25 protein-coding genes and 1 tRNA gene are annotated in these 23,090 nt (G+C 72.1%); 17 read left to right on the forward strand and 9 right to left on the reverse strand.

The window, feature by feature from the left end; translation table 11 throughout:
- Window positions 1-8: 8 nt before the first annotated feature.
- Window positions 9-614: a peptide deformylase gene (def, locus tag ABD709_RS13095; RefSeq protein WP_344776076.1), complete on the reverse strand. Its 606-nt coding sequence runs from the start codon at window positions 612-614 to the stop codon at window positions 9-11.
- A 99-nt stretch (window positions 615-713) separates the two neighbouring features.
- Between def and ABD709_RS13100 the strand changes: the two genes are divergently transcribed.
- Together ABD709_RS13100 and ABD709_RS13105 are read left to right on the forward strand one after the other, a co-directional pair.
- On the forward strand, window positions 714-2,078 hold the full coding sequence (locus ABD709_RS13100; protein WP_344776078.1) for an acyl-CoA dehydrogenase family protein: 1,365 nt from the start codon (window positions 714-716) through the stop codon (window positions 2,076-2,078).
- On the forward strand, window positions 2,078-3,292 hold the full coding sequence (locus ABD709_RS13105) for an acyl-CoA dehydrogenase family protein (RefSeq protein WP_344776080.1): 1,215 nt from the start codon (window positions 2,078-2,080) through the stop codon (window positions 3,290-3,292). Before ABD709_RS13100 ends, ABD709_RS13105 begins: the two co-directional genes overlap by 1 nt.
- Before the next feature lie 12 nt (window positions 3,293-3,304).
- Here the strand turns inward: ABD709_RS13105 and ABD709_RS13110 are convergent, their stop codons facing one another.
- On the reverse strand, window positions 3,305-4,762 hold the full coding sequence (locus ABD709_RS13110) for an LLM class flavin-dependent oxidoreductase (RefSeq protein ID WP_344776082.1): 1,458 nt from the start codon (window positions 4,760-4,762) through the stop codon (window positions 3,305-3,307).
- Window positions 4,763-4,828: 66 nt separating this feature from the next.
- On the opposite strand from ABD709_RS13110, the gene ABD709_RS13115 reads away from it, so the two are divergent.
- The 4 genes from ABD709_RS13115 (at window position 4,829) to ABD709_RS13130 (ending at window position 7,072) form a co-directional block, all read left to right on the forward strand.
- A complete protein-coding gene (locus ABD709_RS13115; protein WP_344776083.1) occupies window positions 4,829-5,314 on the forward strand; it encodes an RNA polymerase sigma factor in 486 nt (161 codons plus the stop codon).
- Window positions 5,304-5,894, forward strand: a complete 591-nt coding sequence (locus ABD709_RS13120; protein ID WP_344776085.1) for a hypothetical protein — start codon at window positions 5,304-5,306, stop codon at window positions 5,892-5,894. Before ABD709_RS13115 ends, ABD709_RS13120 begins: the two co-directional genes overlap by 11 nt.
- A gap of 10 nt (window positions 5,895-5,904) precedes the next feature.
- Window positions 5,905-6,483 (forward strand): nucleosidase, encoded by a 579-nt coding sequence (locus ABD709_RS13125; RefSeq protein ID WP_344776087.1) that lies wholly within the window; start codon window positions 5,905-5,907, stop codon window positions 6,481-6,483.
- 115 nt (window positions 6,484-6,598) lie between these two features.
- Complete coding sequence (locus tag ABD709_RS13130; protein WP_344776089.1) at window positions 6,599-7,072, forward strand: calcium-binding protein; 474 nt, start codon at window positions 6,599-6,601, stop codon at window positions 7,070-7,072.
- A gap of 55 nt (window positions 7,073-7,127) precedes the next feature.
- Here ABD709_RS13130 and ABD709_RS13135 read toward each other — a convergent pair whose 3' ends face one another.
- Window positions 7,128-7,730 carry a LysR substrate-binding domain-containing protein gene (locus ABD709_RS13135; RefSeq protein WP_344776091.1) on the reverse strand — a complete coding sequence of 201 codons (603 nt, stop codon included), beginning with the start codon at window positions 7,728-7,730 and terminating at the stop codon, window positions 7,128-7,130.
- A gap of 48 nt (window positions 7,731-7,778) precedes the next feature.
- On the opposite strand from ABD709_RS13135, the gene ABD709_RS13140 reads away from it, so the two are divergent.
- Together ABD709_RS13140 and ABD709_RS13145 are read left to right on the forward strand one after the other, a co-directional pair.
- The gene (locus tag ABD709_RS13140) at window positions 7,779-8,240 is read left to right on the forward strand and encodes an HNH endonuclease (protein ID WP_344776093.1); all 462 of its coding nucleotides are present in this window, start codon (window positions 7,779-7,781) and stop codon (window positions 8,238-8,240) included.
- 84 nt (window positions 8,241-8,324) lie between these two features.
- A tRNA-Leu gene (locus ABD709_RS13145) sits at window positions 8,325-8,413 on the forward strand.
- A gap of 68 nt (window positions 8,414-8,481) precedes the next feature.
- On the opposite strand, the gene ABD709_RS13150 is transcribed toward ABD709_RS13145, so the two are convergent.
- On the reverse strand, window positions 8,482-9,417 hold the full coding sequence (locus tag ABD709_RS13150) for a hypothetical protein (protein WP_344776095.1): 936 nt from the start codon (window positions 9,415-9,417) through the stop codon (window positions 8,482-8,484).
- Between the two features lie 654 nt (window positions 9,418-10,071).
- Between ABD709_RS13150 and ABD709_RS13155 the strand changes: the two genes are divergently transcribed.
- Together ABD709_RS13155 and ABD709_RS13160 are read left to right on the forward strand one after the other, a co-directional pair.
- Window positions 10,072-11,745, forward strand: a complete 1,674-nt coding sequence (locus tag ABD709_RS13155; RefSeq protein WP_344776097.1) for a BCCT family transporter — start codon at window positions 10,072-10,074, stop codon at window positions 11,743-11,745.
- A 120-nt stretch (window positions 11,746-11,865) separates the two neighbouring features.
- Window positions 11,866-13,185, forward strand: coding sequence for a hypothetical protein (locus ABD709_RS13160; RefSeq protein ID WP_344776099.1), 1,320 nt, complete (start codon window positions 11,866-11,868; stop codon window positions 13,183-13,185).
- Here the strand turns inward: ABD709_RS13160 and ABD709_RS13165 are convergent, their stop codons facing one another.
- The gene (locus ABD709_RS13165; RefSeq protein ID WP_344776101.1) at window positions 13,186-13,743 is read right to left on the reverse strand and encodes a M23 family metallopeptidase; all 558 of its coding nucleotides are present in this window, start codon (window positions 13,741-13,743) and stop codon (window positions 13,186-13,188) included. It abuts the gene before it with no gap.
- Between the two features lie 276 nt (window positions 13,744-14,019).
- Between ABD709_RS13165 and ABD709_RS13170 the strand changes: the two genes are divergently transcribed.
- Entirely contained in the window at window positions 14,020-14,277 is a 258-nt protein-coding gene (locus ABD709_RS13170; RefSeq protein ID WP_344776102.1) for a hypothetical protein, read from the forward strand.
- Window positions 14,278-14,281: 4 nt separating this feature from the next.
- Window positions 14,282-15,619 carry a M20/M25/M40 family metallo-hydrolase gene (locus ABD709_RS13175; RefSeq protein WP_344776104.1) on the forward strand — a complete coding sequence of 446 codons (1,338 nt, stop codon included), beginning with the start codon at window positions 14,282-14,284 and terminating at the stop codon, window positions 15,617-15,619.
- On the opposite strand, the gene ABD709_RS13180 is transcribed toward ABD709_RS13175, so the two are convergent.
- Both ABD709_RS13180 and ABD709_RS13185 read right to left on the reverse strand, forming a co-directional pair.
- Window positions 15,616-15,825, reverse strand: coding sequence for a DUF5703 family protein (locus ABD709_RS13180; RefSeq protein ID WP_344776106.1), 210 nt, complete (start codon window positions 15,823-15,825; stop codon window positions 15,616-15,618). The genes ABD709_RS13175 and ABD709_RS13180 overlap by 4 nt on opposite strands.
- Window positions 15,822-16,775 (reverse strand): aldo/keto reductase, encoded by a 954-nt coding sequence (locus tag ABD709_RS13185; RefSeq protein WP_344776108.1) that lies wholly within the window; start codon window positions 16,773-16,775, stop codon window positions 15,822-15,824. The genes ABD709_RS13180 and ABD709_RS13185 overlap by 4 nt, the downstream gene beginning before the upstream one ends.
- Before the next feature lie 98 nt (window positions 16,776-16,873).
- Here ABD709_RS13185 and ABD709_RS13190 point away from each other — a divergent pair, with 98 nt between their 5' ends.
- The gene (locus ABD709_RS13190; RefSeq protein ID WP_344776110.1) at window positions 16,874-17,701 is read left to right on the forward strand and encodes an undecaprenyl-diphosphate phosphatase; all 828 of its coding nucleotides are present in this window, start codon (window positions 16,874-16,876) and stop codon (window positions 17,699-17,701) included.
- Here the strand turns inward: ABD709_RS13190 and corA are convergent, their stop codons facing one another.
- A complete protein-coding gene (gene corA / locus ABD709_RS13195) occupies window positions 17,702-18,682 on the reverse strand; it encodes a magnesium/cobalt transporter CorA (protein WP_344776112.1) in 981 nt (326 codons plus the stop codon).
- A 31-nt stretch (window positions 18,683-18,713) separates the two neighbouring features.
- Here corA and ABD709_RS13200 point away from each other — a divergent pair, with 31 nt between their 5' ends.
- From ABD709_RS13200 to mshC, 4 genes are read left to right on the forward strand one after another with little or no spacing between them, the layout of a single operon-like run.
- A complete protein-coding gene (locus ABD709_RS13200) occupies window positions 18,714-19,421 on the forward strand; it encodes a histidine phosphatase family protein (RefSeq protein ID WP_344776114.1) in 708 nt (235 codons plus the stop codon).
- A gap of 9 nt (window positions 19,422-19,430) precedes the next feature.
- Entirely contained in the window at window positions 19,431-20,009 is a 579-nt protein-coding gene (locus ABD709_RS13205) for a DUF3090 family protein (protein ID WP_344776116.1), read from the forward strand.
- A gap of 2 nt (window positions 20,010-20,011) precedes the next feature.
- Window positions 20,012-20,755: an SCO1664 family protein gene (locus ABD709_RS13210; protein WP_344776118.1), complete on the forward strand. Its 744-nt coding sequence runs from the start codon at window positions 20,012-20,014 to the stop codon at window positions 20,753-20,755.
- Between the two features lie 31 nt (window positions 20,756-20,786).
- Window positions 20,787-22,028, forward strand: a complete 1,242-nt coding sequence (gene mshC, locus ABD709_RS13215; protein ID WP_344776120.1) for a cysteine--1-D-myo-inosityl 2-amino-2-deoxy-alpha-D-glucopyranoside ligase — start codon at window positions 20,787-20,789, stop codon at window positions 22,026-22,028.
- 34 nt (window positions 22,029-22,062) lie between these two features.
- Here the strand turns inward: mshC and ABD709_RS13220 are convergent, their stop codons facing one another.
- Window positions 22,063-22,911 (reverse strand): PAC2 family protein, encoded by an 849-nt coding sequence (locus ABD709_RS13220; RefSeq protein ID WP_344776122.1) that lies wholly within the window; start codon window positions 22,909-22,911, stop codon window positions 22,063-22,065.
- Window positions 22,912-23,090: the final 179 nt, after the last annotated feature.

The raw sequence follows: 23,090 nt of genomic DNA on the forward strand, positions 1-23,090 counted from the left end.
CACCCTCGTCAGGTGGGCCACTCCGGCGGGTAGTCCGGCGCTGCCTTGTCGTGCGTCTTCTGCAGGCGCTTGCGCTGCTTGGTCGGGAGCCGGTCGCCGAACACCCGGCCCAGCGTGTGGTCGGTCTCGTGCTGGAGGCAGCGGGCGAGCAGGCCGTCGCCCTCGAACCGCACCGGCTCACCGTCCAGTCCGGTGCCCTCGACCGTCGCGAAGTCGGGCCTCGCGCAGGGCGCGAACGCGCCCGGGTAGGACAGGCAGCCCTCCTCGCCCTCGTCGAGGTGCCGGTCGCTGCCCTCCGGGACCGTGACCTCGGGGTTGCAGACCACGCCGACGGTGCGCCGGCCGGTCGAGTCCGGGCAGTCGAAGACGAACACGGCGAGGTCCACGCCGATCTGGCAGGCGGCGAGGCCGACGCCGTCGGCGGCGTACATGGTGGCGGTCATGTCCGCGGCGAGGTCGCGCAGCGCGTCGTCGTACTGCGTCACCCGCTGCTGCGGGCGGTGCATCACCGGGGTGCCCCAGCGGGTCATCGGGCGGACCGTGCCGCCGCCGGGAAGCGGGCCGTACGGCGCCAGCGGCGGGTCCTCGGGCTGGTGCTGGTCGGTCGCGGACATGCCGCGGAGCATATGTGCCCCGGCGTCTGTGACCTGCCCCACCCCAGGTTTCGGTGAACAGGTGTAGCGCGATGTGTAACTCGCAGTTACATTGACAGCATGTCCCTGATCAGCAACCTCAAGCCGGGCGGCAAGCACGGGGTCCCGAGCAACGAGAGCCGCGATCCGATCGGCTACCTCGTCGCCGGTCTCAGCAGGCTCGCCCAGAGCGACCTCATCGACAAGGTCGGGCTGCGCAAGCAGACCGAGCAGACGGTCTTCACCGTCACCCGCACCGGGTTCAAGACGATCACCAACGCGAGCCGGACCTTCGCCAGGGCCGGCAAGAAGGGGCAGCCGGGCTCGCGGCCCGCGACGGCCCCGTCGACGGGCGTCTTCGACCTCACCCCGACCGAGGACGAGCAGATGCTCGTCGACGTCGTGTCGGAGTTCGCGGAGGAGGTGCTCCGGCCCGCGGCGACCGAGGCCGACCACGCCTGCGTGGCTCCCGACGAGCTGCTCAAGTCGAGCCTCGAGATCGGCCTCCCGATCCTCGGCCTTCCCGAGGAGCTGGGCGGCATCTCCGAGGAGCGCTCGGCGATGGCCGGCACGCTGGTCGCCGAGGCGCTGGCCAAGGGCGACATGGGCCTCGCCGTCGCCACCCTGGCGCCGGGCTCGGTCGCGACCGCGATCGGCCTGTGGGGCACCGACGCGCAGCAGCAGACCTACCTGCCGGCGTTCACGGGCGAGGAGGTCCCGGCCGCAGCGCTCGCGCTGAACGAGCCGGCCGTGCTGTTCGACGTGCTGGACCCGACCACCACGGCCACCAAGACCGCCGAGGGATACGTCCTCAACGGGACCAAGAGCCTGGTGGCCCGCGGTGCGGACGCCGAGCTCTTCGTGGTCGGCGCCAAGCTCGACGGCAAGCCGGTCCTGTTCCTGGTCGAGTCCTCGACCGAGGGCCTCACCGTCGAGGGCGACCCCGCGATGGGCGTTCGCGCCGCCTCGATGACCCAGCTCAACCTCGACGACGTCAAGGTCGGCTCCGACGCCGTGCTCGGCGAGACCGACGGGTCGACGTACGCCGAGTGCGTGCGGCTGTCGCGGCTCGCCTGGTGCGCGCTCGCGGTCGGCACGGCGCAGGCGGTGCTGGACTACGTGACGCCGTACGTCAAGGAGCGCGAGGCGTTCGGCGAGCCGATCGCCCACCGCCAGTCGGTGGCGTTCATGGTCGCGAACATCGCGATCGAGCTGCAGGGCATGCGGCTACTGACCTACCGCGCGGCCGCGCGCGCCGCCGCCGGCAAGGACTTCTCCAAGGAGGTCGCGCTCGCCCGCAAGGCGTGCGCCGACCACGGCATGCGCATCGGTCTCGACGGCGTCCAGCTGCTCGGTGGCCACGGTTACGTCAAGGAGCACCCGGTCGAGCGGTGGTACCGCGACCTGCGTGCCATCGGGATCATGGAAGGGACGGTGCTGGTCTGATGGCCATCAACCTCGAGGTTCCCAAGAAGCACCGGCCGCTCATCGACCAGGCCCACCAGGTCGCGATGAACATGCTGCGGCCGATCTCGCGCAAGTACGACATCGCCGAGCACGCGTACCCCAAGGAGCTCGACACCCTGGCCGCGATGATCGACGGCCTGTCCGAGTCGGGCGCCAGCGAGGGCGCCGGCGCGACCGGCGTCCGCCGGGAGACGAGCGGCGACGACACGGGCGTCAAGAACGGCTCCAACATGGCCTCGGTGACCTCGGTCGCCGAGATGTGCTGGGGTGACGTCGGCCTGCTGCTGAGCATGCCGCGCCAGGGTCTCGGCAACTCGGCCATCGCGTCGGTCGCGACCGACGAGCAGCTCGAGCGGTTCAAGGGCACCTGGTCGTCGATGGCGATCACGGAGCCGGCCTTCGGCTCCGACTCGGCCCAGGTCGCGACGACTGCGGTGCTCGACGGCGACGAGTACGTGCTCAACGGCGAGAAGATCTTCGTGACCTCCGGAGAGCGGTCCGACTCGATCGTCGTCTGGGCGACGCTCGACAAGTCGCTGGGACGTGCGGCGATCAAGTCGTTCGTGGTCTTCAAGGACACGCCGGGCGTGAAGGTCGAGCGGCTCGAGGAGAAGCTCGGCATCCGGGCGTCCGACACCGCGGTCATCACGTTCACCGACGCGCGCGTGCCCAAGGAGAACCTGCTCGGCTCGCCCGAGGTCGACGTCAAGCAGGGCTTCGCCGGCGCGATGGCGACCTTCGACAACACCCGCCCGCTGGTGGCCGCGATGGCCGTCGGCTGCGCCCGCGCCTCGCTCGACCTGACCCGCGACCTGCTGAAGCAGGCGGGCGTCGAGGTCGACTACGACAAGCCGGCCCAGCTGCAGTCCGCGGCCGCCGCGAAGTTCCTCGAGCTCGAGACCAACTGGGAGATGGGCCGCCTGCTCACGCTCCAGGCGGCCTGGATGGCGGACAACCGCAAGCCCAACTCGCTGGAGGCCTCGATGGCCAAGGCGAAGGCGGGCCGGGTCGGCTCCGACGTCACGCTCGGCTGCGTCGAGCTGTGCTCGTCGATCGGCTACAGCGAGAGCGAGCTGCTCGAGAAGTGGTCGCGCGACTCCAAGATCCTCGACATCTTCGAGGGCACCCAGCAGATCCAGCAGCTGATCGTCGCCCGCCGGGTGCTGGGGCTGTCGAGCGCGGAGCTGAAGTAGCCAACACACCCGTCAGGCAAGGAGCGCCGCGACCCGTCCGAGGTCGTCCGCCCCGGCCAGGTCGGGCAGGGACAGGAACACGGTGCTGACACCGAGATCGGCCAGCGCGGCATACCGCTCGCGCTGGCCGATCGCCGTCCCGGCGTGCAGGCGGGCGGCGTACGCCGTCGCCGCGGTGCGGCCGCGGAGCCGCTCGACGCGCCGTGCCACGTCCGCGCGGTCGCTGCCGACGACGGACACGTCGAGCACGGTCACCGCGACCTCGTCGGGGTCGCGCCCGACGTCGGCGCAGTGCGCCCGGAGCACGGCGGTCTTGGCCGCCACGTCCTCCGGGCGGACGTTGCAGGCGTCGCCGAGCCGGGCCGCGATCCGCAGCGTGCGCCGCTCGCCCGCGCCGCCGACGACCACCGGCACCGGCCCCGCGGGGCGCGGGTAGCACGTCGTCTCCGGGAGGCTCGCCCGCGAGCCGGACCACGCCTTGGTGCCGGGCGCCCAGAGCGCGCGCATCACCTCGATGCCGTCCTCGAGGCGGTCGAGACGGTCCTTCGCCGGTGGGAACGGGACGCCGAACCCGGCGTGCTCGCGCTCCCACCAGCCCGCCCCGACGCCGACGAACGCGCGGCCGCCGCTGAGGGCGTCCAGGGTCGCGACGGCCTTCGCCACGACGCCGGCGGGACGCAGGGTCAGCGGCGTGACCAGGGTGCCGAGGCGCAGGCTGGTGTCGAGGCCGGCCAGCAGGCCGAGGGTGACGTAGGGCTCGGGGATCGGCTCCCACGCGCGGCCGACCTGCGGGATCTGGACCAGGTGGTCCATCAGAGCGACCCCGGCGAAGCCGAGGGCGTCGGCCGCGCCGGCCACCTCGGCCAGCCAGCGCGCCGGCTCCTCGCCCCACGGGAACCGCGACACCTGCAGGACCACCTCGACCCCGGTCGACGTACGCCGATCGTCGGCCGGCGGGTTCGGCGCGGGCTGGGCCGGTCGGCTCGGCTCGGTCGCGGGCGGCGCCTCGTCGCCGGGGACGACGACCACCTCCCAGCCCTCGGCCGCGAGCTCGCCGGGGACGGTCCGCATCCGGTCGAGCTGGCCGGCCAGCGCCTTGGCGGGGACCGGCACGTCGCGCTCGGCGTTGCGCCGGCGGCAGGTCGCGTCGTCGGCCGCCAGCACCACCGCGACGGCCGGCAGGCCGGCGTCGCGCGCGAGGTCACGCCAGCGCTGTCGCCGCGCCGCGTCCATGCCCAGGGTGTCGACGACGGTGGCCAGCCGGCGCCCCAGCCGCGCGTCGATGACCTGCTCGAGCACGGCGAAGGCATCGGCCGACGCGTCGAGGTCGTAGCGGCCGCTGCCGACGACGGCGCGCAGCGCGTCGGAGGAGACGACCTCGTGGGGCAGGTACCGACCGGCGGCCCAGGTCGACTTGCCGGACCCGGACGCGCCGACGAGGACGACCAGCGCGGGGTCGGGCAGCCTCACTGGCGCAGTGTCCCATCCGGTCCTGTCGCGTGACAGTCTTGGCGCCCGCGCCGAACAAGGGGAGAGATGCGGTTCGAGGACGTCTACCGCGAGCACGTCACGCCCGTGTGGCGCTACGTGCGCCTGCGCGTGCCCTCTGACCGCGACGCGGAGGACGTGGTGAGCATGGTGTTCGAGAAGGCGCTCCGTTCCTGGGACGCCTACGACGCCGACCGCGGTTCGGTCGGCGGGTGGGTCACCGGGATCGCGCGGCACACGGTGGTGGACTGGTGGCGGAAGCAGGGCCGCGAGCTGCCGACGGACGTCGTGCCCGACGGTGCGGCCCTCGACGACCCGGAAGGCGACGCGCTGCGGTCGGTGGGCGGAGACGAGGTGAGGCGGCGGCTGGGGATGCTCTCGGCGCGGGAGCGGGAAGTGGTGGCCCTGCGGTTCGGCAGCGAGCTGACCTCGGAGCAGATCGGCGCGGTGCTCGGGATCTCCTCCGGTGCGGCGCGGATGCTGCTGCACCGTGCGGTCGGCAGGCTGCGGGAGGTGATGGCCGATGAGCGATGAGCTGGACCTGGAGCGGGAGATCGCGCGGATCCTCGCGGGCGATGCGGATCCGGAGACCGACCCGGTGCTGCTCTGGCTCGCGTCGGCGACCCGTTCGACGCCTTCCGCTCGCCTCACCGCCCGCGTCGACGCGGCGCTCGCGGCACCGGCCCGCCGCGCGACCGTGGCCGGTGAGCGGCCCTCACGCTGGGTCGCCGTCGTGGCGATCGCTCTTGCCGCCGCCTTCGTCACCCAGGGTCTCGGCAGCATCCTCGCCGGCCGCTGGGTCGCGCGCGGTCTCGGGGAGTCCTTCGCGCCCGACGCCGCGTTGGAGCTCGGGCTCGCGATGATCGCGGTCGGCATGTGCACCGCTGCGGCCGCGATCAGCCGCGTCTGGGGTCCGGTCGCGGTGCTCACCGGGACCTCGCTCGCGACGGCGCTCGCCGTGCACGGTGTGCGGGAGTTCGGTGAGTTCGCCGCCGGAGCGGCGCTGCACGCGACCGAAGGGCTGCTCGGGGTGGCCCTCCTCGCCGCCTGGCTCGTGGACCTCCACGGCAGGAGGCGCGGCCCGGCACCGGTCACCCGGCCGCAGCGCCGCTAGATTTCGCGACGTGACCGAGCACCTGATCGTGGCCGCCACGGAGGCCGAGGCGGCGTACGTCCCCGAAGGGCTGCCGGTGCTGGTCACCGGCATGGGCAAGACCGCCGCCGCCACCGCGCTCGCCCGGACGTTGGCGTCGTACGGCGACCTCGCCGAGCTCGAGGTCGTCAACATCGGCACCGCGGGGTCGCTGCACGACCACCACGAGGGGCTGTTCGAGCCGGGGATCGTGCTCAACCACGACATCAGCGCGGACGCGATCCGGGCGCTCGGCTACGACGTCGAGGAGCGGCTCGACTGCGGCAGCGGGTCGACCGGCGTGGTGCTCGCCAGCGGCGACGTCTTCGTGACCGACCCCGGCACGCGCGCCCGCCTTGCCGAGCGCGCCGACCTCGTGGACATGGAGGGCTACGCGGTCGTGTACGTCGCCCGCAGCTTCGGGGTCCCGGTCCGGGTGGTCAAGCACGTCTCGGACAACGCGGACGAGTCGGCGCACGACTGGCCCTCCCTGGTCGACGACAGCGCCCGGGCGCTGGGGGAGTGGCTCGTGCACCACGTGGTGGACCCGGAGGTCCAGAGCCAGGAGTGACCCGGCGGAAAGTCTTTACCCGACGCCGAGAACCGATTGCTGCTGCTCCGCATCAGACAGGGCATTCAGCCGGTGTGAGCCGGCTCAGACACCCTCCAGGAGCAAGGAGCACATCATGAACATCAAGCGCATCTCCACCCTCGGCCTGGCCGGCGCCGGCGCGGCCGTCGCCGTCACCCTCGGCTTCGCTGGCGCCGCCAACGCCGTCAACATCTACGGCACCGGCGGGCCCGACTACCTCTACGGCAGCGACTACAGCGACGTCATCTACAGCCACCACGGCGCCGACACGGTCTACGGCTACGGCGGCGCGGACGAGATCCACGGCGAGGGCGAGCGGGACTCGATCTTCGCCGGGTACGGCGACGACTACGTCCACGGCGGTGCGGGCTACGACTACATCGAGCCCGACGAGGGCTACGACACCGTGGTCGCCGCTCGCGGCAACGACACCGTCTACGTCTGGAACGACGGCGAGGCCGACTACATCTACTGCGGCCCCGGCTACGACACCGTCGAGTACGACTCCTACAGCGGCTGGGACTCCAACGACACGTTCTACGGCTGCGAGAACTACGTCGCGTACTGATCCGCGGTGACCTCAGGTCCCCGGTCCGGGCACTCCCGGGCCGGGGATCGTCGCGTCAGCGGCCGCCCAGCCCGCGGCCGCTTCCCGCGCGTCGGCCGCGCACCACGCCGACGAAGTCCTGGTGGACCGGGCTGTCCGCGTCGCGGAGCCAGATCAGGGCCACCCGGGTGGGCTCGAGGTCGGTGACCGGGACCTGCACGACGTCCTTGCGGGCATGCAACCGGGCGACCGACATGGGCAGGACGACGACGCCGGTCCCCGCGGCAGCGACCTCGACGGCGTCCCGGGCGGTCATCGGGGGGAAGTCGAGCTGGTCGGCCGCCGGCCGCCAGCCGGAGGGGTGGGGGAGCGCCAGCTGCTCGTCGTCGAGGTCGGCGGTGGTGACCTCGTCGGCGGCCGCGACGAGGTGGTCGCGCGCGGCGACGACGACCGGCTGCTCGTCGTACAGCACCACGCAGTGGAGCGGCGCCGGCTGCTCCAGCTCCACGGGCAGCCGCGCGATGCACAGGTCCGCCGTACCGTCGTCGAGGACCGCGCGCTGTCGCTCCTCCTCGACGGGCAGGAGGTCGAGGGGAAGGCCGGGGTGCCGCTCCCGCCAGACCCGGGCCCACTTGTCAGGGGTCGCGCCGGGCACGAAGGCAAGTCGGAGGCGGTCCACGGCGGGCAGCGTATCGACGGAGGGGCCGCGCTGAGGCATCCTTGACGCGTGGCTCAGCACGCCCCAGTGGTGCTGCTCAACGCGTCGTACGAACCCCATGACGTCGTGTCGTTCCCCCATGCCGTGCGAATGTTGTTCCGCGGCGTCGCGGTGGTGCATGAAGCCGACGCCGACCGGACGATCGGGCCGCACCCCTGGCCGAAGGTGGTGCGGCTCGTTCGTTATGTGGTGGCGACGTGGATGTACCGGCCGGCGGCCTACGGCCGGACCGCGGTCCTGCGCCGCGACGCTCACCGCTGCGCCTATTGCGGCGGTCACGCCGACACCATCGACCACGTGATCCCACGCTCGAGAGGCGGCAGATGGACGTGGCTGAACACCGTCGCCGCGTGCCACCGCTGCAACGGGCGCAAGGGCAACCGGACACCGATCGAGGCGGGGATGCGGCTGCGCTTCGAGCCGTGGGTGCCCACGCGCGTCGAGGTCACCGGGTGGGCGAGCCGGCGCTGACCGCTCCGCCGCGCCAGGGCCCTCGGGGCGGCCCGCCCCGATGAGGGATCCAGGCCCCTGCTTTGCTAAGGTTCACGCGCACTCGTCCGGGTGGCGGAATTGGCAGACGCGCTAGCTTGAGGTGCTAGTGCCCGTATTAGGGCGTGGGGGTTCAAGTCCCCCCTCGGACACCAGGAGATCCCCGAGTTCCTGCAGGCCAGAGGCTCGGGGATCGATGCTTTTCGGGCGACGGCCCCCGCGGTCAGACCGCCTGCGAGGGATCGAGCAGCTCGGTGAAGTAGAGCTCGCCGACCGACGAGCCGGGTCCCTCGATCGGCTCGAACCGGCGGGTGCCGGTGGTGGTGACGAGTCGGCCGAGGCCGTGGGGGGTGACCCAGCGGTACGTGCCGAGGCCGAGCTGGCGGAGCTGGTAGCCCCCGTGGGTCTTGGCGCGGTGGTGGTGCCGGGTCAGCGGCGCGTCGTTGTGGTCGCCGGTCTGCCCGGGCGGACCGCCGGGGTCGTAGGGCGTCGCGTGGTCGTGGTCGAGGCGGCGGTGGGCCTGGTTGGTGGAGTGCGGGAACACGTCGCCGAGCATCCGCAGCAGGCCTCGGTGCTTGACGAGGGTGGGGTGCTCGTAGCCGTTGACCGAGTGGCCGTCGTTGAGGTCGATGACGGGTTGGAGGGTGATGTCGCGGTTCTTCAGCAGCTCCTGGAGCTGTTCGAGCAGCATCGGGCCCATGCCCTCCACCCGCGCAACCCCCGGGACGAGGGCGGCGAGCACGGCGTCGGTGAGGTGGAGGTAGATGGTGGCGGGGCGCTTCTTCTTCGGCGCGGGCAGCACTGTCGGGTGGTCGTCCGACTCCGGGTCGGGAGAGGCGGGAGCGGCTTCGTCGACCTCGTCGAGGAACGCGGCCGCGGCGTGCGGGTTGGACAACAGCTCCACGGCCTTGGCCTGCAGCTCGCCGCGGGTGTGGATGCAGTCGCCGGTCTCGGCGGTGATCTGGTCGAAGAGGGCGTCGGCGATCTCCTCGACGGTCGCGTCGAAGTCGAGTGCGGTGCCGGCCGGCAGCTTGAGGGTGACCCGCCGGGTGCCGGGCTCGCCCTCGAGGTCGTCGACGCTGTCTCCGGGCTTGGGCTGGGAGAGCCGCACACCGACCTTCGCGGCCTCCTCGGCCAGTCGGGCCTGGTGGCCTTCCAAGTCGGCCTCGATGACCTTGGCCTCGGCGATGGTGAGGATCCGGTTGGGTGCCTGGTCGACCGCCGCCGCGACGGCGGCATCGACCAGCCCCGCCTGTTCCTTGCGCGACCCACGTCGGGAGCCGCAGGTCCTGGGTCGCCTCCCAGAGCATCGGCAGCCGGTAGGCCAGGTCGAGCGCGTCCGCGGCGATGTTGCGAGTGCTGACCACCCCGGAGCTGCGCGCGATCGCGAGCTCGGTCCAGCACAGCTCCTGGACCTGCGGGGTGCCTTCGCCGCCGATCGTGATCAGGTGGTCATCACCCGGCAGCAACGGGATGCCCGGGATCCGCGGGTCCTCGGAGTGCAGATCGGCCCACTCCAGCATCCGCCGCAGGTCCGCGACGTCCTCGCGCCGTACCGCATCCACACCCGCCTCCGCGGCGGACAGCACCGCCGCCGCGTCGCGTGGTCCGGTCCCCGAGGTCATGAGGCCAAGACAACACACACCCTCCGACACAAACGCTCCGGAGTGGGTACCGGGTTGGACGCGACGGGGATGGAGTTGATCTCCTGGGGGGCGTCGACCGAGAACCGACGAACGGAACCAGAGTGACGCAAGAACGAGTCCGCCCGACCACCCGCTCCGAGAACGCCAGGCAGCGCACGAGAGGCGCCGTGGCCACGCCGGCCGCCGACGTCGTACCCCACCCGGCGCTGGACGCCCCGCCGCCGACCGGCAAGGAGAGGCGGGGCCTGGACCCGGTCGTCTTCGGTGTCAGCGCGGCCGTCTCGGTGGCGTTCGTGATCTGGGGCGCCCTGGGGACGTCGTCGCTCGGCGACGCCTCGACGGCGGCGCTCGACTGGGTGATGACCAACACGGGCTGGCTGTTCGTGCTCGCTGCGAGCGGCTTCGTGGTGTTCGTGATCTGGCTAGCCCTGAGCCGGTACGGCGCCATCCCGCTCGGGCGCGACGACGAGGAGCCTGAGTTCGGCACGGTCTCCTGGGTGGCGATGATGTTCAGCGCCGGCATGGGGATCGGGCTGATGTTCTACGGCGTCAGCGAGCCGATCACGCACTTCACCGAAGCACCGCCGGGAACCGGCGACGCGGGCAGCGTCGAGACCGCGATGGCCACCACGATGTTCCACTGGACCATCCACCCCTGGGCGATCTACGCGCTCGTCGGTCTCGCGATCGCGTACGGCGTCTATCGGAAGGGCCGGGTGCAGCTGGTCTCCGCCGCGTTCACACCGCTGCTCGGCCGGCACGCCGACGGCCCGGGCGGCAAGGTCATCGACATGTTCGCGATCTTCGCGACGCTCTTCGGCTCGGCGACCTCGCTCGGGCTCGGGGCCTTGCAGATCCGCAGCGGACTGCAGATCGTCGGCGGCATCGGCAACATCGGCAACGCCGTGCTGGTCGTGATCATCGCGGTCCTCACCGTCGCGTTCGTGCTCTCGGCGGTGTCCGGCGTGGCCAAGGGCATCCAGTGGCTGTCGAACATCAACATGGTCCTCGCCGTCGTGCTGGCGGCGTTCCTCTTCGTCGTCGGCCCCACCGTGTTCATCCTCAACCTGGTCCCGACGTCGGTCGGCAGCTACGTCCAGGACCTGGCGATGATGGCGTCGCGCACGGGCGCCGAGGGCTCGGCGACCGACGAGTGGCTGAGCGGGTGGACGGTCTTCTACTGGGCGTGGTGGCTGTCCTGGACGCCGTTCGTCGGCATGTTCATCGCGCGGATCTCCCGCGGGCGCACCATCCGGCAGTTCGTGGCGGGCGTGCTCCTGGTGCCGAGCCTGGTCAGCGTGATCTGGTTCTGCATCCTCGGCGGCACCGCGATCGACCTGCAGAAGAACGGCACCGACATCGCGGGCGCCGGCGGCCTGGAGCGCCAGCTGTTCACCACGCTGGAGGCCTACCCGCTCGCCACCGCGGCAAGCGTCGTGGTGATGCTCCTGGTCGCGATCTTCTTCGTGTCGGGCGCCGACGCCGCGTCGATCGTGATGGGCAGCCTGTCCGAGCGCGGCACCACCTCGCCCTCCCGCTTCAACGTGATCTTCTGGGGCGTCGCGACCGGCGCCGTTGCCGCGGTGATGCTGATCGCGGGTGGAGCCGATGCCCTGAGCGGGCTCCAGACGATCACCATCGTCGCGGCGCTGCCGTTCGTGGTGATCATGATCGGCCTCGCGGTCGCGCTGATGCGCGACCTGCGCCAGGACCCGCTGATGGTCCGGCAGAGGTACGGCGAGGAGGCCGTCCATCAGGCCGTGATCGCGGGTGTCACCGAGCACGGCGACGACTTCGCGATCGCGGTGGAGCCGGCGGGGGAGACCACCGAACGGAGCTGAGTGGGGGCGGCCGGGCTGCCAGCGATCCCGCCGCGGGCTTCCTGCAACTTCGCGCGCGCCCGGCGCCGGGCGCGCTAGCTTCCCGCGCGGGGAGGGCACCCGAGACCAGGGGGACCACGGATGTCCGATCGACCTGGCGCGCAGCGCCGTCGCACCACGGCGGCGGGCCTGCTCGCCGTGATCCTGGGGGCCGCCGCCCTCAGCGCGGCGTCCCCCGCGCCGGAAGCGGCCGCGCGCGCCGGCGACGTCTGCGGGACGGGACCGGCGACCGGCTCGTCGCAGATCACGACGACCGACGGTGCCGTGCACAAGTACTACTGGCGGGTGCCGTCGACGGCCGCGCCGGCCGCGGGCCGCCCGGTGCTCATCTGGTTGCACGGCGACGGTGGCACGGGTGCGGCGATGGCTCCGGGCTTCTGGCCGTACGCCGACCCGGACGGCGCGATGATCATCACGCCCAACGGCACCGACGGGACCTGGAACCACATGGCCGGTGACGTGCCGGGCACGCCGTACGACGCCCAGTTCCTGAGCAAGATCATCGACACCGTCGACGCGTGCGGCTCCGTGGACAGCTCGAAGGTCTTCGTCGGCGGCACGTCCCGCGGGGCCTTCATGCCCTACTACCTGCTGCAGCGCGCGTCGACGCGCGACCGCATCGCCGCGGTGGCGGTCAACGCGGGGCTGGTGTACTGCCAGGACCAGGACCCGGAGTGCGACCTGGACCATCCGGCCTCGGGGCGCTTCGACAGCAGCGCCAGGATCATCCACCTGCACGGCACCAACGACACCCAGGTGAGCCCGCCTCCCACCGCGACCTTCCACGACCCGGTCGACTGGGACGTCGACTGGCGAGTCTTCTTCCCGATGGACCTGTGGGCCCAGAACAACGGCTGCTGGGACCCGAACGAGGTCGGTGGCACCAACAACGGCGTGCTGAAGGAGACCTACGACGTCGCCGGGAACCAGGCCAAGGTCTACGACCTGACCGGCAACGGGCCGTCGTGTGCCGACTACCAGCTGATCCTCGTCGACCACGGCGGCCACGTCATCGACGGTCAGGAGGGACGGATCTGGGCGTTCCTGATGGACCGGCCGTTCTCGCAGCCGAGCAACGCGACCTGCGACGGCCAGCCGGCGACCATCACCGGCACGTCCGGGGACGACACCCTGGTCGGCACCAGCGGGCCGGACGTGATCGCCGGCCTCGCCGGTGGCGACGTGATCAAGGGCCTCGGCGGCGACGACCACCTGTGCGGCGGCACCGGTAACGACCGGATCATCGGCGGCGGGGGAGCCGACGTGCTCCTCGGCCAGGGCTGGTGGGACCAGCTGGTCGCCAAGGACGGCCAGGCGGACCGGCGGATCAACTGCGGCGGGGGCGAGGACCCGAAGGCCACCCGCGACGCGAGCGATCCCAAGCCGGTCAGCTGCGGCTGATCAGGGCTGGAGCCCCCACTGCCGGAGCGCGACCTCCGGGTCGACGGCGTCGCCGCCGTGCGGGTGCACCTCGAGGTGGAGGTGCGGGCCGGTCGTGTTGCCGCTGTCCCCGATCGCGCCGATCACGTCGCCCGGCTCGACGTGCTGGCCGGGTGAGACGTCGACGTCGGACTGGTGGCAGTACCAGAGCACGGTCCCGTCGGGTGCGCGGACGACGGTCTTGAGGCCGTAGGAGCCGTCGTAGGCCGAGGAGATCACGGTGCCCGAGGTGACCGAGTGGATGTCGGTGCCGTACGGCGCCGCGAAGTCCAGGCCGGTGTGGACCGTCGACCAGAGCCCGCTGGTGTCGCCGAACCGGCCGGTGAGCTCGTAGTGGTCCACCGGCAGTACGTCCGGGACCGGGTGCAGGACCTCGCCGTGCTGGAAACGGATCCGCTCGGCGGCGGCGGGTGCCGGCGCGTCGGCCAACGGGGCCGCGAACGCCGGGGTCAGGGTCGCGCCGGCCAGCGCCAGTCCCACCAGGGACGGCACGGCGAGCACGGTCAGCTTGTTGGGCATGATCGTCCTTCACTCGGGTGCAGTTCCGCTCGATCGGGTGCTTGCATTTGCAAGCGCGAGCAAGCACCAGTGCGCCAGAGCCGAGCCGTGCTCCTCAAGTCCAGCGCGCGCCGGATGTGACCGGGGCCGCAGGAACCGGTTGCAGTCCCCGCTCAGGCGGCCGATTTCTGGGACAGACGTCACAGGCAGGGTAAAGACCGAATTCGGGACCATTCCGGGACCCTTCCGGGACCAAGGTCCCAGTAGCCGGGCCGGCGGTCGGGCGGTTGGAGGGACATGACTGCCGCACCGCCCCGCATCCCGCAGGCCAGCCTGCGCGAGGAGTGGTCGGCGACGTACGTCGCGTGGCGAGGAACGCTCTCCCCTGGAGCAGTTCCGACCGTCGCGACGTCGGCGGCCCGGTCCGAGCGCTCGGCTCAGCGCAACGGCCGGGTCGCCGAAGCGCTCCTGCGACTGGCGTCCGACCCGCGGGCGACAGCCGAGGAGCGCGCCCTCGCCGCACGGAAGGCCGCGGACCTGCTCGTGTCATGCTGACCGCATGGCCTACGACCCCGCGGCCGAGGTGGTCGACCTCTGCCGAGACCTGATCCGGATCGACACCTCCAACTACGGCTCCGACGACGGGCCGGGGGAGCGGAAGGCCGCCGAGCTCGTGGCCTCGCTGCTGGAGGAGGTCGGGATCGGGACCCGCATCCTCGAGAGCGAGCCCGGGCGGGCGAGCGTGGTCGCGCGGTGGGGCGGCGAGTCGACCGGCTCGACCGGCGAAGCGCGCACGGACGCGCTGCTGCTGCACGGGCACCTCGACGTCGTGCCGGCCGCTGCCGAGGACTGGCAGGTCCACCCGTTCAGCGGCGAGGTCCAGGACGGCTACGTCTGGGGGCGCGGGGCCGTGGACATGAAGGACTTCGACGCGATGCTGCTGTCGGTCGTCCGCGCGCGGCAGCGCGCCGGCCGTGCTCCCGAGCGGCCGGTGGTGCTCTGCTTCACCGCCGACGAGGAGGCCGGCGGCCACCTCGGCGCCGAGGTGCTCGTCCGTGACCACCCGGAGGAGCTCGAGGGCTGCACCGAGGCGGTCGGCGAGGTCGGCGGCTTCTCGACGACCGTGCGCGGGCGGCGGCTCTACCTGATCGAGGCGGCCGAGAAGGGCATGGCGTGGATGCGTCTGACCGCCCGCGGCCGGGCCGGCCACGGCTCGATGATCAACCCGGACAACGCGGTGTCCCGGCTCACGGCGGCGGTCGCGCGGATCGGCGCCCACGAGTGGCCGGTGCGGCTCACCCCCGCCATGCGCACCCTGCTGGCGGCCGTCGCCGACCTCGCCGGCACCGAGGCGACCCCGGAGAACGCGGAGCAGCTGGTCGAGGAGTTCGGGGGAGCGGCACGGATGCTCGGAGCGGTGATCCGCAACACGACCAACCCCACCATGCTCAGCGCCGGGTACAAGGTGAACGTCGTCCCGACCGAGGCGACGGCGTACGTCGACGGCCGCTTCCTGCCCGGCTACGAGGACGAGTTCTTCGCCACGCTGGCCGAGCTCGTCGGCGAGGGCATCGAGATCGACTACGTCAGCAACCAGCGCCCGTGGGAGATGCCCTACGAGGGAGATCTCGTCGACGCGATGGGCCGCTCCCTGCTCGCCGAGGACCCGGACGCGCTGGTCGCGCCGTACCTGATGAGCGGCGGGACGGACGCGAAGCACTTCACCAAGCTGGGGATGCGCAGCTACGGCTTCACGCCGCTGCGGCTGCCCGACGACCTCGACTTCACCGCGCTCTTCCACGGCGTGGACGAGCGGGTGCCGGTCGACGCGCTCGGGTTCGGCGCCCGGGTCATGGACCGGTTCCTCGACGAGGTCGCGGGTCCGGCGAAGGGCTAGGCGGTCCGCACCGCGCGGATGATCTTGCGGCGCAGCACCACGCGTCGCCTGCCGTCGGCACCGATCTGGACCCGGTCCAGCTCCCAGCCGCCGTGCTCGGCCCGCTCGACGAGGAGCTTGGTGACGGTGTTGCGGGAGAACGAGCGGTCGAAGGTCACCCGCTCGAACTGCCACTCGATCGGGCTGCGGCCCGGCTGCCAGCTCACGTCGCGGACTCCGAGACGTCGTCGAGGGCATCGCGCAGCTCCGGCGGCAGCTCCTTGTCCTCCGCCCCGAGGGCGGCCTTCAGCTGGGCGGCCGTCCGCGCGCCGAGGATGGGCGCGGTGACGCCGGGGCGGTCGCGCACCCAGACCAGCGCCACCTCGAGGGGGGTCCAGTCCAGGCCGTCCGCGGCGCGGACCACGGCCTCGACGATGCTCCGGCTCGGGTCGTCCAGGTAGGCCTCCACGAAGCCGGCGAAGGCGGGGGAGGCGCCGCGGGAGTCCGACGGCGTGCCCCCGCGGTACTTGCCCGTCAGCACGCCGCGCCCGAGCGGCGACCAGGGCAGCACGCCCAGGCCGAGCGCCGCGCACGCGGGCAGCACCTCGCGCTCGACGCGACGGTTGACCAGGGAGTACTCGACCTGGGTCGAGGCGATCCTGGCCCGGACCGGCGCGGCCTCCTGGTGGGTGGCCGCGCGGGCGGTCTGCCAGCCGGAGTAGTTCGAGATGCCGACGTACGTCGCCCGGCCCGAGCTCACCGCGAGGTCGAGGGCGCCGAGCGTCTCCTCCAGCGGCGTCTCGTCGGTCCAGATGTGCACCTGCCACAGGTCGACGTGGTCGGTGCCCAGCCGCTTCAGGGAGGTGTCCAGCCCGCGCAGCAGCGCGCCGCGCGAGGTGTCGGCGTACCGCTCGCCGCCCCGGCGCCAGATCCCCGCCTTGGTCGCCAGCACCACGTCGTCGCGACCGACGACGTCTCCGAGCAGAGAGCCGATCAGCTCCTCGGACCGGCCGTCGGTGTAGCCGGCGGCCGTGTCGATCAGGGTGCCGCCCGCCTCGACGTAGGCGACCAGCTGGTCGCGCGCCTCGTGCTCGTCGGTGTCGCGGCCCCAGGTCATCGTGCCCAGACCGGTCCTCGACACGCGGAGGCCCGTGGTGCCGAGGTGCCGCTGCTGCATGCGGTGAAATCTAGCGGGGCCGCCGTCGAGCCCCACCCCAGGCTCGCCCACGTCTCCTCTACAGTTTCCCCGGCGTCCGCCCCACCGAGAGCGAGCAGATGAACTACATCGACTCCGTCGTGCTGGGAGTCGTGGAGGGGCTCACCGAGTTCCTCCCCGTCTCCAGCACCGGCCACCTGACCATCGCAGAGAAGCTCCTGGGTCTGCCGATCGACAGCGACTCGGTGACCGCCTTCACCGCCGTGATCCAGATGGGCGCGATCTTCGCGGTGCTCGTCTACTTCGCCAAGGACATCCGCGACATCGCCTGGGGATGGCTGCGCGGCCTGGCGAAGCCGGAGTACCGCGGCACGCTGGACCACCGGATGGGCTGGTACGTCATCGTCGGCTCGATCCCCATCGGCATCGTCGGGTTCCTCGCCAAGGACGTCATCACCGGGCCGTTGCGGTCGCTGTGGTGGGTGGCGGGTGCCCTGATCGCCTGGAGCCTCGTGATGGTCGCCGCCGAGCGGATGGCGCGGCAGGACCGCGACCTCAAGCAGCTCCGGCTCCGGGACGCGCTCATCATCGGCGTCGCCCAGTGCATCGCGCTGGTCCCCGGCGTCTCACGTTCCGGGGCGACCATCTCGGTAGGGCTGTTCACCGGTCTCGACCGGGTCGCCGCGACGAAGCTCAGCTTCTACCTGTCGATCCCGGCCCTCCTGGCAGCCGGGCTCTACGAGCTCAAGGACGTCGTCGGCAGCAACATCGGCGTCGGCGAGACCGTCGTCGGCACGCTGGTCAGCTTCGCGGTGGCGTACGTCGCCGTGGCCTGGCTGCTGAAGTTCGTCGCCGGCCACTCGATCGTGTCGTTCGTGCCCTACCGGCTGGTCCTCGGCGGCGCGCTGGTCGTCGTGCTCGCCAGTGGCGCGATGAGCGCCACGTAGCTAGAGCCAGCCGGAGCGCTTGAAGAACCAGAAGAGGACCGCGCAGGAGCCGATCATCAGCACCAGCGCGAACGGGTAGCCCATCAGCCAGTGCAGCTCGGGCATGTGCTCGAAGTTCATGCCGTAGACCCCGGCGATCAGGGTCGGCACGGCCGCGAGCCCGATCGCGGCCGAGATCTTGCGCATGTCCTCGTTCTGCTGGACCGAGATCCGGGCGAGGTGGGCCTCGAACGCCGTCGAGAGCAGGACGTCGAGGGTGTCGACGATCTCGGCCGCCTGGGCGAGGTGGTCGCCGACGTCCCGGAAGAACGGCGCCGACTCGGCCTCGATCCCGGGCACGGAGCCGCCGGAGAACCGCCGGATCGGCTCGCGCAGCGGGAGCACCGCTCGGCGTACCTCTGCGATCTCGCGCTTGAGCGTGTAGATCCGGGTGGAGTCGTCGGTGCGGCGGGGCGAGAAGACCGACGTCTCGACCTCGTCGACGTCGGTCTGCAGCTCGTCGACGACCTCGAGGTAGCTGTCGACGACGGTGTCGCACACGGCGTAGACCACCGCCGACGGGCCGTGGTCGAGCACCTTCTGCTGCTGCTCGAGCGCGGCGCGGGCGTCCTTGAGCTGGGACCCGCGGCCGTGGCGCACCGTGATCACGAAGTCGTCGCCGATGAACATGTTGATCTCGCCGGTCTCGACGGCGTCGTCCTCGTCGACGTACCAGAGCGTCTTGATCGCCATGAACAGGCTGCCCTCGTACTGCTCCAGCTTGGGGCGCTGGTGCGCGACGACGGCGTCCTCGACGGCGAGCGGGTGCAGGTCGAACGCCTCGGCGATGTCGGCGAGCTCCATGTGGCTCGGCTCGTAGAGGCCCACCCAGACGAAGTCGTGCTGCTCCGAGGCCGCCGACCTCAGCGCCGCGTAGTCGTGCCGGTGGCAGTCCACGGGGACGCGCGCCCCGTGTCGGTAAACCGCACTGTCGACGATCACGGGGCCACGGTAGTGGCTACGCTCGCACTCCATGGCCACCGTGATCCTCGTGCGGCACGGACGCACCACCGCGAACGCCTCCGGCGTGCTCGCCGGGCGCACCGCCGGTGTCCGCCTCGACGACACCGGGGCGGAACAGGCGCGCCGGGTGGCCGAGCGGATCGCCGCCGTCCCGATCGACGCGCTGGTCACCAGCCCTCAGGAGCGCTGCCGCCAGACCGCCCGCGCCATCGCGGCAGCGCGTGCGGACGCGGCGCGGACGGTCACCGACCGCGGTCTCGCCGAGTGCGACTACGGGGAGTGGCAGGGCCGCCCGATCCGGGAGCTCGCCAAGGAGAAGCTCTGGCAGACCGTGCAGCGGCAGCCGTCGGCCGCCGTGTTCCCGGGCGGCGAGTCGATGGTGACCATGCAGCAGCGCGCCGTGTCCGCCGTACGACGACGCGACGCCGCGATCGAGGCGGAGCACGGCGCCGGCTCGGTGTGGGTGGCCGTCAGCCACGGCGACATCATCAAGTCCGTGCTCGCCGACGCCCTCGGCATGCACCTCGACCTGTTCCAGCGGCTGCACGTCGACCCCGCGTCGGTGTCGATCGTGCAGTTCACGCCGGACCGGCCCTACGTGCTCGCGACCAACAGCACCGCCGGCGACCTGTCATGGCTGAAGCGGCCCGCGGCCAAGGCGCGCCGCCGCCGGGGCGCCGACGTGGGCGGCGGGGCCGGCTCTGGAGCTCCTGCCTAGGCTGAGGGCATGCCGATCGTGCACGGATTCGACGCACCCGACCGCTTCGTCGCCGGGACCGTCGGCGAGCCCGGTGCGCGGACGTTCTTCCTCCAGGCGCGCGAGGGTGCCCGCCTGGTCACGGTCGCGCTCGAGAAGCAGCAGGTCGCGGCCCTGGCCGAGCGCGTCGACGAGCTGCTCGACGAGGTGATGAACGACGCCGAGACGCGCGGGCTGGTGCCGGCCGTCGCGCCGCTCGACCTCGAGGACGACGACCCCCTCGACGTGCCGATCGAGGAGGAGTTCCGCGCAGGCACGATGACGCTGTCCTGGGACCCGCAGGCCGAGCGGGTCGTGATCGAGGTCTTCCCCATGGGCGAGGAGCTGGTCGGCATCGCCGACGCCGAGGAGGAGGTCCCCGAGGAGGCGGAGCCGTCCGCGGTCTTCGTCGTGCGGCTCGATGCCGCGAAGGCCCGCGCCTTCGTGCAGCGCTCCACCCGGGTGATCGGGGCCGGGCGCCCGAGCTGCCCGTTCTGCGGCCAGCCGGTCGACCCCGACGGGCACCTCTGCGTCCGGGCCAACGGCTTCCGCCGGCGCGACCCCGTCTGACGATGGCCGACCTGGTGCTGCGCGGGCGGATCATGCCCGCGTCCAACGCCACCTTCCTCGCCGAGCTCGACGGCGTCGAGGTGGTCTACAAGCCGGTCGCGGGGGAGCGGCCGCTCTGGGACTTCCCGGACGGGACGCTGGCCGACCGGGAGGTCGCTTCCTACCTGGTCGCCGAGGCGACCGGATGGGACCTCGTCCCGCGGACCTGGCTCGGCGACGGGCCGCACGGGCCCGGCATGCTCCAGGAGTGGCAGGAGGTCGACCCCGACGACGACGCCGTCACCCTGGTGCCCGCCGGCCGGGTGCCCACGGGCTGGCTCTCCGTGTTCGACGGGTACGACGACCGCGACCGCGAGGTGACCCTGGTCCACGAGGACAGCGCGCCGCTGCGGCGGCTGGCCGTCGTCGACGTACTCCTCAACAACGCGGACCGCAAGGGCGGCCACGTGCTGGCCATGCCCGACGGCCGTCGCCTCGGGGTCGACCACGGGGTGACGCTGCACCACGAGCGGAAGCTGCGGACCGTGCTGTGGGGCTGGGCCGGCGAGCCGCTCACCGTCGAGGAGGTCGAGGTCGTCGACCACGTCCGCGCGGCGGTGCGCGGCGGTCTCGGCGAGCGCCTCGAGCAGCACCTCACGGACCTCGAGCTGACCGCCCTGGAGCGACGCTGCGAGCGGCTGCTCGCGATCGGCAGGCTGCCACAGCCGGGCCGCGGCTGGCCGGCGATCCCCTGGCCACCTTTCTAGGACGCACGACCGCCACGGATAACATCGCCGCATGCGCTCGTGGAACGCCCCGGAGGTCCCGACCCTGTCCGTCGCCGGCCCCGCCGTCCGCGTCCACGACACCGCCAGCGGCGAGCCGCTCGAGACGCCCGTGGCCGGCGGGACCGCGGGCCTCTACGTGTGCGGCATCACGCCCTACGACGCCACCCATCTCGGGCACGCGAACACCTACGTCGCCTTCGACCTGCTGAACCGGGCGTGGCGCAACGCCGGCCACCAGGTGCGGTACGTCCAGAACGTCACCGACGTCGACGACCCGCTGCTGGAGCGTGCCGAGAAGGTGCACGTCGACTGGACCGAGCTCGCCGAACGTGAGACCGAGCTGTTCCGCAAGGACATGGAGGCGCTGCGGGTGCTCCCGCCGGACGCCTACGTCGGCGCGGTCGAGTCGATCCCGCTCGCCGTCGACCTGATCCAGAGGCTGCAGGAGGCCGGGGCGATCTACCGCGTCGACGACGACCTCTACTACTCGGTCTCAGCGGACCCGGAGTTCGGCAGCGAGTCGGGCTACGACCGCGACACGATGCTCAGCCTCTTCGGCGAGCGCGGCGGCGACCCGGACCGGGAGGGCAAGAAGGACCCGCTCGACCCGGTCGTGTGGCGGGGCGAGCGACCGGGCGAGCCTTCGTGGGAGAGCCCCTTCGGTCCCGGGCGGCCCGGCTGGCACATCGAGTGCGCGGCCATCGCGCTGTCCGAGCTCGGCGAGACGTTCGACGTCCAGGGCGGCGGCAGCGACCTCGTCTTCCCGCACCACGAGATGTGCGCCGGCCACGCCCAGGTGGTCTCCGGGCAGCCGTTCGCCCGCACCTACTCGCACGCGGGGATGGTCGGCTACGACGGCGAGAAGATGTCGAAGTCCCGCGGCAACCTGGTCTTCGTCTCGGCCCTGCGCAACAGCGACGTCGACCCGATGGCCATCCGGCTGGCGCTGTTGCGCCACCACTACCGCGCCGACTGGGAGTGGACCGACGACGAGCTGTGGCAGGCCGTCGACGACCTCGGCGAGTGGCGCAAGGCGCTGTCGCTCGGCGCCGGTGCGCCCGCCGGGCCCGTCGTCGAGGAGGTCCTCGCGGCCCTTGCCGACGATCTCGACGCCCCGCGCGCCACGGCCGCCGTCGACCTCTGGGTGCACCAGACGCTCGGCGCCCAGGGGCACCTCGCCGACAACTCCGACCCGGACGCGGCCGTCACCATGCTCGCGGCGCTCGACGCGGCCCTCGGCCTGTCCGTCTGACGCCGAGTCGGCTCAAGCTTGTGCCGACTCGGCGCTATCCGTCCTCGCCGCGGCGCTTGAGGTAGCGCTCGAACTCGCGGGCGATCGCCTCGCCGGAGGCCTCGGGAAGGTCGGTGGTGTCGCGCGCCTCCTCGAGGGAGCGCACGTAGTCGGCGATGTCCTCGTCCTCCTCGGCCAGCTCGTCGACGCCGCGCTCCCAGGCGCGGGCCTCCTCGGGCAGGTCGCCCAGCGGGATGCTCACCTCGAGCAGCTCCTCGACCTGGCCGAGCAGCGCGAGCGTCGCCTTGGGGCACGGTGGCTGCGCGACGTAGTGCGGCACCGCGGCCCAGTAGGACACGGCCGGCACGTCGAGCTTCACGCAGGCGTCCTGGACCACGCCGACGATGCCGGTCGGGCCCTCGTAGGTGGACTGCTCCAGGTTCAGCCGGTCGATCAGCTCGGGCTCGGTCGCCGTACCGCTGACCGGGATGGGACGGGTGTGCGGGGTGTCGGCCAGCAGGGCGCCGAGGGTGACGACCAGCTCGCCGCCGAGCTCGTCGACCGCGGCCAGCAGCTCGGCCGTGAACTGCCGCCACCGCATGTTCGGCTCGATGCCGCGGATCAGGATGATGTCGCGATCCAGGTCCGGGGGAGAGGCGACCGCGACGTGGGTGCTGGGCCAGGTCAGCTTGCGGAACCCGTGCTCGTCGAGGCCGACCGAGGGCCGGTTGACCTGGAAGTCGTAGAACTCCTCGGGATCGATCGCGCCGACGACCCGCGCGTTCCACACCTTCATCAGGTGGTCGACGACCGAGGACGCGGCCTCGGCGGCGTCGTTCCACCCCTCGAAGGCCGCGATCACCAGCGGGTTGACGAGGTCCGGGACCTCCTCGATCTCCAACACGTTGTCGAGACTAATGCGAAGACCCACGCCGACCCGACCAGGATGCGGGCTTTCTCCCACCCGGCGCGCCCGGCCACGTAGGATTGGACCAGCCGAGAGGCGTTGCAACGGACCCTGGGCAAGCCGGGTCCGCCACGCTCGGACTGTTTCGAAGGACGCCTTCCACACGGAAGGACTTG

Source organism: Nocardioides panacisoli, from assembly GCF_039537325.1.
In the GTDB taxonomy this organism is placed as follows: domain Bacteria; phylum Actinomycetota; class Actinomycetes; order Propionibacteriales; family Nocardioidaceae; genus Nocardioides; species Nocardioides panacisoli.